9 protein-coding genes and 3 pseudogenes are annotated in these 8780 nt (G+C 71.8%); 6 read left to right on the top strand and 6 right to left on the bottom strand.

Going from position 1 to position 8780, the window contains the following annotated elements:
- The 3 genes and pseudogenes from AC2CJA_RS20370 to AC2CJA_RS20360 form a co-directional block, all read left to right on the top strand.
- Positions 1 to 99 (top strand): annotated as a pseudogene (locus tag AC2CJA_RS20370) (IS5/IS1182 family transposase); the annotation flags it as partial.
- A gap of 10 nt (positions 100 to 109) precedes the next feature.
- Positions 110 to 940, top strand: a pseudogene (locus tag AC2CJA_RS20365) (hypothetical protein); the annotation flags it as partial.
- Between the two features lie 26 nt (positions 941 to 966).
- Positions 967 to 1500, top strand: a complete 534-nt coding sequence (locus AC2CJA_RS20360) for a hypothetical protein (RefSeq protein ID WP_484604123.1) — start codon at positions 967 to 969, stop codon at positions 1498 to 1500.
- A gap of 203 nt (positions 1501 to 1703) precedes the next feature.
- Here the strand turns inward: AC2CJA_RS20360 and AC2CJA_RS20355 are convergent.
- From AC2CJA_RS20355 to AC2CJA_RS20330, 6 genes and pseudogenes are all read right to left on the bottom strand, one after another.
- Positions 1704 to 1874 (bottom strand): annotated as a pseudogene (locus AC2CJA_RS20355) (DUF255 domain-containing protein); the annotation flags it as partial.
- Positions 1875 to 1969: 95 nt separating this feature from the next.
- A complete protein-coding gene (locus AC2CJA_RS20350; protein WP_484604122.1) occupies positions 1970 to 2512 on the bottom strand; it encodes a hypothetical protein in 543 nt (180 codons plus the stop codon).
- Positions 2437 to 3525 (bottom strand): hypothetical protein, encoded by a 1089-nt coding sequence (locus AC2CJA_RS20345; RefSeq protein WP_484604121.1) that lies wholly within the window; start codon positions 3523 to 3525, stop codon positions 2437 to 2439. The genes AC2CJA_RS20350 and AC2CJA_RS20345 overlap by 76 nt, the downstream gene beginning before the upstream one ends.
- Positions 3522 to 4154, bottom strand: a complete 633-nt coding sequence (locus tag AC2CJA_RS20340; protein ID WP_241714286.1) for an ABC transporter ATP-binding protein — start codon at positions 4152 to 4154, stop codon at positions 3522 to 3524. Before AC2CJA_RS20340 ends, AC2CJA_RS20345 begins: the two co-directional genes overlap by 4 nt.
- The gene (locus AC2CJA_RS20335; RefSeq protein WP_484604120.1) at positions 4151 to 4381 is read right to left on the bottom strand and encodes a hypothetical protein; all 231 of its coding nucleotides are present in this window, start codon (positions 4379 to 4381) and stop codon (positions 4151 to 4153) included. The genes AC2CJA_RS20340 and AC2CJA_RS20335 overlap by 4 nt, the downstream gene beginning before the upstream one ends.
- Before the next feature lie 219 nt (positions 4382 to 4600).
- Complete coding sequence (locus AC2CJA_RS20330) at positions 4601 to 5098, bottom strand: MarR family winged helix-turn-helix transcriptional regulator (protein WP_484604124.1); 498 nt, start codon at positions 5096 to 5098, stop codon at positions 4601 to 4603.
- A 212-nt stretch (positions 5099 to 5310) separates the two neighbouring features.
- Between AC2CJA_RS20330 and ilvA the strand changes: the two genes are divergently transcribed.
- The 3 genes from ilvA (at position 5311) to AC2CJA_RS20315 (ending at position 8684) form a co-directional block, all read left to right on the top strand.
- Positions 5311 to 6555, top strand: a complete 1245-nt coding sequence (ilvA, locus tag AC2CJA_RS20325) for a threonine ammonia-lyase (RefSeq protein ID WP_484604119.1) — start codon at positions 5311 to 5313, stop codon at positions 6553 to 6555.
- Between the two features lie 237 nt (positions 6556 to 6792).
- On the top strand, positions 6793 to 7827 hold the full coding sequence (locus AC2CJA_RS20320; RefSeq protein ID WP_484604118.1) for an ATP-binding cassette domain-containing protein: 1035 nt from the start codon (positions 6793 to 6795) through the stop codon (positions 7825 to 7827).
- Positions 7824 to 8684 carry an ABC transporter permease gene (locus AC2CJA_RS20315; RefSeq protein WP_484604117.1) on the top strand — a complete coding sequence of 287 codons (861 nt, stop codon included), beginning with the start codon at positions 7824 to 7826 and terminating at the stop codon, positions 8682 to 8684. The genes AC2CJA_RS20320 and AC2CJA_RS20315 overlap by 4 nt, the downstream gene beginning before the upstream one ends.
- The last annotated feature ends 96 nt before the right edge of the window (positions 8685 to 8780 follow it).

Here is an 8780-nt window from a genome sequence, read left to right as displayed (position 1 = left end):
TCCTGGCGTCTCCTTCGCAAGATCCGATGCTCGACCACCCGGATCACCAGCCTCATCCAAGCCGTCCTCACCCTGCATTTGGCCAGCTCAGGCCGATGATGGAAAAGCCTCCGTGGTAGCCCTCGCCGTTCTCGGCGTCATAGCTCTGGCCACGTTCGGCACGGCGGTCACCGCTACCGCCCAACCGCGGCCTCTGTGGGCGTTCCTGGCCATGCTCGGTGCGGTCTGGTCCGGGCACGCGACCGCTTCCCTATGGCTGGAGGTCCGGCGTGAAGAGCGCCGGCTGGACCGGGAGACCCGGGAGTACCGCGAACAGCTGACCGCACGACAGATCGCCCACCAGCGCTGGCAGTCTTTCCTAAAGGAGAAGCGCCCCAGCGAACTGGAGATGGAGACTTGGCTCACCTGCGACAAGACTTCGTTCGTCGATGAGGCACTCCGGCACCACCGGCTCACCTGGCGCGACCTGATCACCCACACCATCCTGGTGGCCCCGGGCCCTTCCTACAAACGTGGCCGGATCCGAGGCGGCCCATGGCGGTACTCGCACTACGTGTTCCGCCTGTTCCTGTTCACCCAGGACGGTATCCGCGAGATCAGCTCCGAGTTCAACTTCTCCGATGGAACGCGCAGGAACGAGCAGCGGAGCAACTACCGGTTCGATGCGCTGACCTCCGTGCAGGTGACGGAGGACACCGACGCCGGTTACGACCTGGAGCTCTTCCTCGCCAACGGATCGGCCAGGAAGATCCGTGTCAAGGACGCCGACGCCCATCAACTGGCACCGACCGAGGATTCCCGGGAAATCTCCGAGATCAACCTCAGCGCGGCCGGCTCCACCCACACCTTCCGCCTCCTGGAGGGGATAGCGGCGGACGGGAAGAGCTGGATCGAACGGCACGGCCCCGACAATCTGGCGCCCTTCCAGATCGCCGGCTGATCCTGAACTCGAGCATAGGGGTGCCTGTGACCTCCACGGATGACATCACCGAGAGCAAGATCCTGCTGGCCGAGTACGACCGCCTCAAGGAGGAACAGAAGACCCGCATAGGGTTCCGCGACAACCTGCTCTACTTCACGCTCGCCGCAGCCACTGCGGTCGTGGCGATCACCGCCCAGAGCGGCCAGTCCCGACTGCTGCTGTCCGTCCCCGCCATCTGTCTGATCCTGGGCTGGACCTACCTGGTCAACGACGAGAAGATCTCGGCGATCGGCTGCTACGTCCGCGACCGGTTGGGACCGCGTCTGGAGGAGCTCACCTCCGCCCGTGGCGCAGTGTTCGGCTGGGAGATCTACCACCGCAACGTTGCGGGCCGCACCACGCGCAAGCGGCTTCAGACCGCGGTGGACCTGTTCACCTACCTGATCCTGCCCATGGTCTGCACGACCGCGTTCTGGTGCTCTCCCGTCGTCCAGCCCGTGCTCATACTTGCTTCTCTCGGGCAGACGCTCGCCCTGGCCGTACTGGGCTGGCAGTTCCTGCATCGTACGGAGCGGTAGCACCGGGCCCCGCCAGGCACACGTACGACACCTCCGGCCGCAGAGCGAGGGAAGCGCACACCCCTGTCGGACACTCCCGCGTGCACTGGGCTGACCGGTGCTCTGACGAGATATCGACGCACTGGTCGGGGACCCACTCGATCGAATCGGCCTGTTGATCTTCAACTCGGGCGGTCGTGTTCAGGCTCAGGGCTACCACCTTGTGCGAGTTCACGGCACCAGTGGCACGAGCTGTAGCCGACGCTGAGCAGCACCGGCACATCCCGCCGTCGCGCCTCCTCGGACGCATCCGGCGACCAGGGCCACCAGTCGACGGGGTTGTCCGCGTGCTGGAGGAGGTAGGGGGACGTCTCACGGGCCAGTCGGTTCGCCATGCCTCCCGTCCTGCCCTGCGCGGCGGTCCCGCGCGGCGGCCCGTCATCCGCCGGCCCGGGTGCCGCTCGGCGCAGGGCGGTCCCACGCCGCGGTCCTACGCCCGGCCGAGGCGGGTGAACAGCGCCGGGCGGGCCCACCCCGTACGGCGCAGGCCCGCCCAGCCGCACCAGGCGGCCATGCCCAGCGCGACCAGGGCCGCGCCGAGCGCGGAGGGCATCCACGTCATCACGAGGACGCCGGTCAGCACGACGGCGAGTCCGTCGAACTGCCACACGAAGACCCGGAGCCCGGAAAGGTCGCCCAGGGGCGTGATGACGGGGAGCAGCAGTTCGACCGGCAGATTCGTCTTCATCTCGCGCAGGAACCTGGCACCGAGCACGAGCACCACCGAGGCCGCGGCGAGCAGCAGCGCGTCGGCCGGCCTGCCGCCCTGGAGCGGCCACTGGACCATGGTCGCGACACCGCCGGCGAGGCCCACCACGACCACCACCGCGACGACCGGCCAGGCCAAGGTGCGGGCGAGCATCCCGCCCCACCGCTCGCCGAACAGGGGGGCCAGCGTCAGCTCGTCGCGCAGACCGCGCCAGGTCTCGCCGACCCACCCGGACCCCCAGTACACGGCGACCGAGCCGGCCACCCGGAACAGCGTCGCCCCCCCCCCCCGGCGTCCGGTTCCGCGACGCCGAGCGTCAGCAGGGCACCACCGGTCGGCAGGAAGGCCGCGGCCGCGATCGCACGGCCCCGTGTGCGGAGCGCGCGGACCACTCCCTGTGTGAGGTGGCCGCGCAGGCGCCCGTCCGGGCGCACCAGGGCCGACGTGAGCCCGCGCGGCTCCGGGCGGTACAGGTCGAGCGCGTGGTGGAGCGTGCCGGTCCAGGCGAATGCCTGGGCCTCGGCGGCACGCGCCGATTCGCGGGCCAGCCGGGCGAGATCGACCGTACGGACGGACCGGAAGGCGGACCGGCCGAGCACCGTCGCCGAGACCGCCAGTACACCGGCGACGAGCCACAGACCGCCCACGCCCAGGAAGGCGGACCGGCCGAGCAGCGCGACGGCGACGGCCGCGGGGGCCGCGGCGAAGGCGAGCAGGAGATTCTCGCGCACCGTCCGGATCTGGCCCCACAGCCACGCGGTGGAGGCGACGGCGCCGATGCCCACCGCGACGGCCACGCCCTGCGGCACGAGCGCGGTCCCCGGGTGGTCGAACAGGTCGGTCCCGAGGAACGTCGCCGTGCACACCGCCGGCACCGTTCCGAGTCCCGCGTACATCAGCCGGCGGCGGGCGATCGCGCCGAGGTAGTGCGTCGGGGACAGGTCCGTGGACATGAACACGTGCAGCAGGAACGGCTTGAGCACCAGCGGCCCCCAGAACCGGCCGGTGAGCTGGGCGCCCCAGACCGCCACCGCCGCGACCAGGCACGCCACGGGCGTCGCCGCCTCGGAGGACTCCAGTGGGACGAGCGCCCGAGAGGTCCTCATCAGGTGGACCACCGGCGCCGCGTAGACGGAGGCGAGGATGGCGGCGAGGTAGCCGGTGTACGCCCAGTCGTGCACCGTGGCGCGGCCACCGCGGTGGGCGTACCGTTGCCGTACGGCATGGACCCGGGCCCTGGGGCCGGCCTCCGCCGCCATGATGCCGTCCATCGTCATCCCAGCTCCACAACGCCGTCGCAGGCCTCCACCACGGCGGCCTCATGGGTGGCGACCAGGAACGAGGTTCCCCGCTCCGCGCGTTCGGCGAGCAGCGTGGCGACGAGGTCGACGCGGTCGGTGTCGAGATGCCGCTCCGGCTCGTCGAGCAGGACGACGTCGGCGGGGCGGACCAGGGTCAGCGCGAGACTGAAGAGCTGCAGCTGGCCGGAGGAGAGCTGCGTGGGAAACCGCTCGCCCAGTACGGAAAGGCCCAGTCGCCCGATGACCTCCTCGGCGCGCTCCACGGTCGTCGTGGTGTTGCCGTACCAGGAGGCGGCGACCAGGGTCACCTGCTCGCGCAGCGTCATGTCACGTGCGACGGGCACCGGTTCGACGAGGGAGGCCACGAGCCGCCGGTGCCGGGGCCTGGCCAGGTCGACGGTCTCGCCCCGGACGCGGACGGCACCGCCTGTCAGTCTCCGGCTCCCCAGGAAGGCCCGCAGGAGGGTCGTCTTCCCGGAGCCGTTGCTGCCGGTGAGGCACCAGAACTCGCCCGGCGTCACCGAGAACGTCGTCGGTGCCAGCAGCGTGGTCCCGTCCAGGACGACCGTGGCGTCCTCCGCCGCGATCGCGGGCACTTCGCTCACTGCCGCTCCAGCACTACCGGCATCTCCCGCGAGTGCGCGCCGTAGGGCTCTCCCGCGTATGACCCGTTGACGTCCGCCACCTTCAGGCCTGCGATCCGTGCCATCAGCCGGATCTCCGCGAGGGTGGCCCAGGTGGCCTGCTCGTGGAACGCGGTGAGTGTCGACGCGCTCTGCACCAGGAAGACGCTCAGGACCCGCTGGGCGGCCCGGTCCGCGGTCTGCGTCACGGTCACCATGTGCTCGCGGCCCAGCGGATAGGTGACCGAGTGTGCGTCGCCACCCGCCCGCTGGAACTCGGCTGGTCATGTCCCCTCCCTGTCCTCTTTGTGCCCCGGAGGGGCGGACGCCGCGTCACAGCGGCTTCGCGGGGGGCCCGCCCCCGGACGCCTTGCGCTCTGGTCGGGGGCGGGCCTCCGCGGGCCCCCGCGAAGGGGCCGCGGGAAGGGTCAGGAGCCCTCCGCCTGGAAGTCGGAGAGGGCCTGGTTGAAGCGGGTGAGCAGGTCGAGGAAGACCGTCCGCTCCTCCTCCTCCCAGTCCCGTGTCAGCACCTCCATCAGTTCGCGCCGCGAGGCGCGCACCTGCTCCAGCCGTGCGATGCCCCGCGGGGAGAGCTGGAGGACCACGGCGCGGCCGTCGTCGGGATGGGAGGTGCGTTTGACCAGGCCGGACTCCACCAGCGGGGCCACCTGGCGGGTCACGGTCGAGGAGTCGATGCCCATGCCCGCGGCGAGCGCCTTGACGCCGGTGGGCCCGTCCTTGTCCAGCCGGTTGAGCAGCAGGTAGGCGGCGCGGTCCATGGAGTTGCGGGCCTGTCCGACGCCGCCGAGCCGGGTCTGCTCCGCGCGCCGCGCGAAGAGGGCCACCTGGTGCTGCAGGGAGTCGAGAAGGGGTGCGGAGCCGGTCCGGTCCTGGTCGGGGTCCGGGCGGCCTGCTGTGGGAGGCATGCTGGCCTGCGCGCTCTCTTCGCTCGTTTCGTCGTGTGGGTGGGCGGTCGTCATGTCCGGGTGCGTGGGCATGGCCGGTTGCTCGCTTCTTCGTGAATACGGGGTACGACGGGCTGAGGGTGTGCCAAAGAGTACGCGCCCCGGGCCCGCCCCGTACCGGTGGCGTACGAATGGACGGCTCCCGCCGCGGGCCCGGCTGCCAGACTGGCGGCATGGTCGCCAGCACTGTCCAGCACACCGGCCGCGACGACGCGCCGGCACTCACCCTCGACGACGTACGCGCCGCCCAGAAGACGCTCTCCGGGGTGGCCCGGACGACCGCGCTGGAGGGCAGCCGCCACCTCGGCGAACTGGTCGGTTCGCCCGTCCACCTCAAGTGCGAGAACCTCCAGCGCACCGGGTCGTTCAAGGTCCGCGGCGCGTATGTGCGGATAGCCGCGATGTCCGCCGAGGAGCGCGCCCGCGGGGTCGTCGCGGCCTCCGCGGGCAACCACGCCCAGGGCGTCGCCCTGGCCGCCTCCCTGCTGGGGGTGCGCTCGACGGTCTACATGCCGGTGGGCGCGGCGCTGCCGAAGGTGGCGGCGACCCGTGACTACGGCGCGCGGGTGCGGCTGCACGGGCAGGTGGTGGACGAGACGCTGCGGGCGGCGCAGGAGTACGCGGCCGAGACCGGCGCGGTCTTCATCCACCCCTTCGACCATCCCGACATCGTCGCCGGCCAGGGCACGGTCGGGCTGGAGATCCTGGAGCAGTGCCCGGAGATCCGCACGCTCGTCGTCGGCATCGGCGGCGGCGGGCTGGCGGCGGGGGTGGCGCTGGCGGTGAAGTCGCTGCGGCCGGACGTGCGCGTGGTCGGGGTGCAGGCCGAGGGGGCCGCGGCGTATCCGCCCTCGCTGGCCGCCGGGCACCCGGTGACCTTGGAGTCGGTCTCGACGATGGCCGACGGGATCATGGTCGGGCGGCCCGGGGACGTGCCGTTCGAGATCATCGGCAGGATGGTCGACGAGGTCCGCACGGTGAGCGAGGACGCGCTCTCCAGTGCGCTGCTGCTCTGCCTGGAGCGCGCCAAGCTGGTCGTCGAGCCGGCCGGCGCCAGTCCGGTGGCGGCGCTGCTGTCCGCTCCGGACGCCTTCGAGGGACCGGTGGTGGCCGTGCTCTCCGGCGGGAACGTCGATCCCCTGGTACTGCAGCGCACGCTGCGGCACGGCATGGCGGCGGCGGGCCGCTACCTGTCGCTGCGGCTGCGGCTGACCGACCGCCCCGGAGCGCTTGCGGCGCTCCTGGCGGAGCTGTCGGTGGCGGACGCCAATGTGCTGGACATCAGCCATGTGCGGACCGATCCGCGGCTCGGGCTGACGGAGGTGGAGGTGGACCTGCACCTGGAGACCAAGGGTCCGCAGCACTGTGCCGAGGTGAAGACGTCGCTGGTCAGGGCCGGTTACACGGTGACGGGCTGAGGCGTACGGGCCGGGCGGGCGACGGGCCGCCGGAACACGCCGGTGAGACACGCCGTAAATCGTTTGACGCGATATATCGCGTTCCTGCATAGTGCTGACCCGCACCGCCCCCGCGGTGTGTCCGCGCGCATCCGCCCGCACCGTCGCGTTCGGTGCGGAACGGCTGCTCCCGCGCGGTTTCCGCGGTCCCCGCGGTCTCCGCTCTTTTCCGACCACCCACACCCATGGGAGACCTCCATGCCAGGTGCCATCCACGCCGAGGGGCTGGTCAAGACCTTCGGCGACGTCAGGGCTCTGGACGGTGTCGATCTCGACGTCCCCGAAGGCACCGTGCTGGGCCTGCTCGGGCCCAACGGCGCCGGGAAGACCACCACCGTCCGGGTACTGACCACACTGCTGCGGCCCGACAGCGGCCGCGCGGTCGTGGCGGGCATCGACGTGCTCAGGCAGCCCCAGGAGGTGCGCCGGTCCATCGGCCTGTCCGGGCAGTTCGCCGCCGTCGACGAGTACCTGACCGGCCGCGAGAACCTCCAGATGGTCGGCCGCCTCTACCAGATGTCCGCACGCGACGCCAAGCGGCGGGCCGCCGAGCTGCTGGAGCGGTTCAACCTCGCCGACGCCGCCGACCGGACCGCCAAGACGTACTCCGGCGGCATGCGCCGCCGCCTCGACCTCGCCGCCGCGCTGGTCGTCAGCCCGCCCGTGATGTTCATGGACGAGCCGACCACCGGTCTGGACCCGCGCAACCGCCAGGCGCTGTGGGAGGTCATCGAGGAGCTGGTCGCCGGCGGCACCACTCTGCTGCTGACCACCCAGTACCTGGAGGAGGCCGACCGGCTCGCCCACGACATCGCCGTGGTCGACCACGGCCGCGTCATCGCCCGCGGCACCTCCGACGAGCTCAAGGCCCGCATCGGCGGCGAGCGCATCGAGGTCGTCGTGCACGAGCGCGACGACATCCGCACCACCGAGGAGATCCTGCGGGGCCTGGGCCGGGGTGCGGTCTCGCTGGAGGAGCACACCCGCAGGCTGACCGTCCCGGTCGTCGGCGGCGCCAAGCTGCTGGCCGAGGCCATCCGGGAGCTGGACGCCCGCGGCGTGGAGATCGACGACGTCGGCCTGCGCCGACCGACTCTGGACGATGTGTTCATCTCGCTGACCGGCCACGCGGCCGAGGACGCCCAGGAGGCCGGAGCCGGCCCGGACGGCTCGAACGGCTCGGACGACGGGTCCGCCGCCAAGGCCGCGGGCCGGAAGGAGGACACCAAGTGAGCACCACCACCGGTTCCGCGCCCACCACCCGCGCGCCCCGCGCGGGCGGCGGCGTCGGGCAGTCCCTGACGGACTCGCTGACCATCGCCAAACGCAACCTGCTGCGGATGATGCGCATCCCGGAGATGGTCGTCTTCGGCCTCATCCAGCCGGTCATGTTCGTGGTGCTGTTCAGCTACGTCTTCGGCGGCTCGATCAGCATCCCCGGCGCCGGCGTGGACGCCGGCGCCTACCGCGAGTTCCTCATGGCGGGCATCTTCGCCCAGACCGTCACCTTCGCCACGGCCGGCGCGGGCGCGGGCATCGCCGAGGACATGCACAAGGGCCTCATCGACCGCTTCCGCTCCCTGCCGATGGCACGCGGCGCGGTCCTGACCGGCCGTACCCTGGCCGACCTCGTCCAGACCGCGCTGACCCTGGTGGTGCTGGCCGTCGTGGCGACGATCGTCGGCTGGCGGGCCCACGAGGGCGTCCTCAAGGCGCTGGCGGGCTTCGGCCTGCTGCTCCTGCTGGGCTACGCCTTCACCTGGATCGGCGCGCTGATCGGCCTGTCGGTGCGCACCCCGGAGGCGGCGACCTCCGGCGGACTGATCTGGCTGTTCCCGCTGACCTTCATCTCGATCGCCTTCGTGCCCTCGGAGAACATGCCCTCGTTCCTGCAGCACGTGGCCGAGTGGAACCCGTTCAGCGCGACCGTGCTGGCGGCCCGCGAACTGTTCGGCAACCTCCCGCCCGGCTACCAGGCGCCCGACGCCTGGCCCATGCAGAACCCGGTCCTGGCCTCGCTGCTGTGGTCGGTGCTGATCATCACGGTCTTCCGCGCCCTGGCGGTGCGCAAGTACCGCTCGGCGGCCTGACCGGCGCGCCGCGGGCACGACGAAGCGGCGGCCCGGCGCCCCCGCGGCGGGTGGGGGGGGGGGGGGGGGGGGGGGGGCGGGGCGGCCCCGCCGCGG

This window comes from Streptomyces sp. ATLC9, assembly GCF_057196705.1.
Note: the sequence above shows the minus strand (reverse complement) of the source record. Positions and strands in the feature narration are given on the sequence as shown.

Bases quoted from the DNA above. Each gene is read 5' to 3' on its own strand.
- AC2CJA_RS20345 (WP_484604121.1), bottom strand. From the start codon at position 3,525: ATGACGATGGACGGCATCATGGCGGCGGAGGCCGGCCCCAGGGCCCGG.
- AC2CJA_RS20330 (WP_484604124.1), bottom strand. From the start codon at position 5,098: ATGCCTCCCACAGCAGGCCGCCCGGACCCCGACCAGGACCGGACCGGC.
- ilvA (WP_484604119.1), top strand. From the start codon at position 5,311: ATGGTCGCCAGCACTGTCCAGCACACCGGCCGCGACGACGCGCCGGCA.
- AC2CJA_RS20320 (WP_484604118.1), top strand. From the start codon at position 6,793: ATGCCAGGTGCCATCCACGCCGAGGGGCTGGTCAAGACCTTCGGCGAC.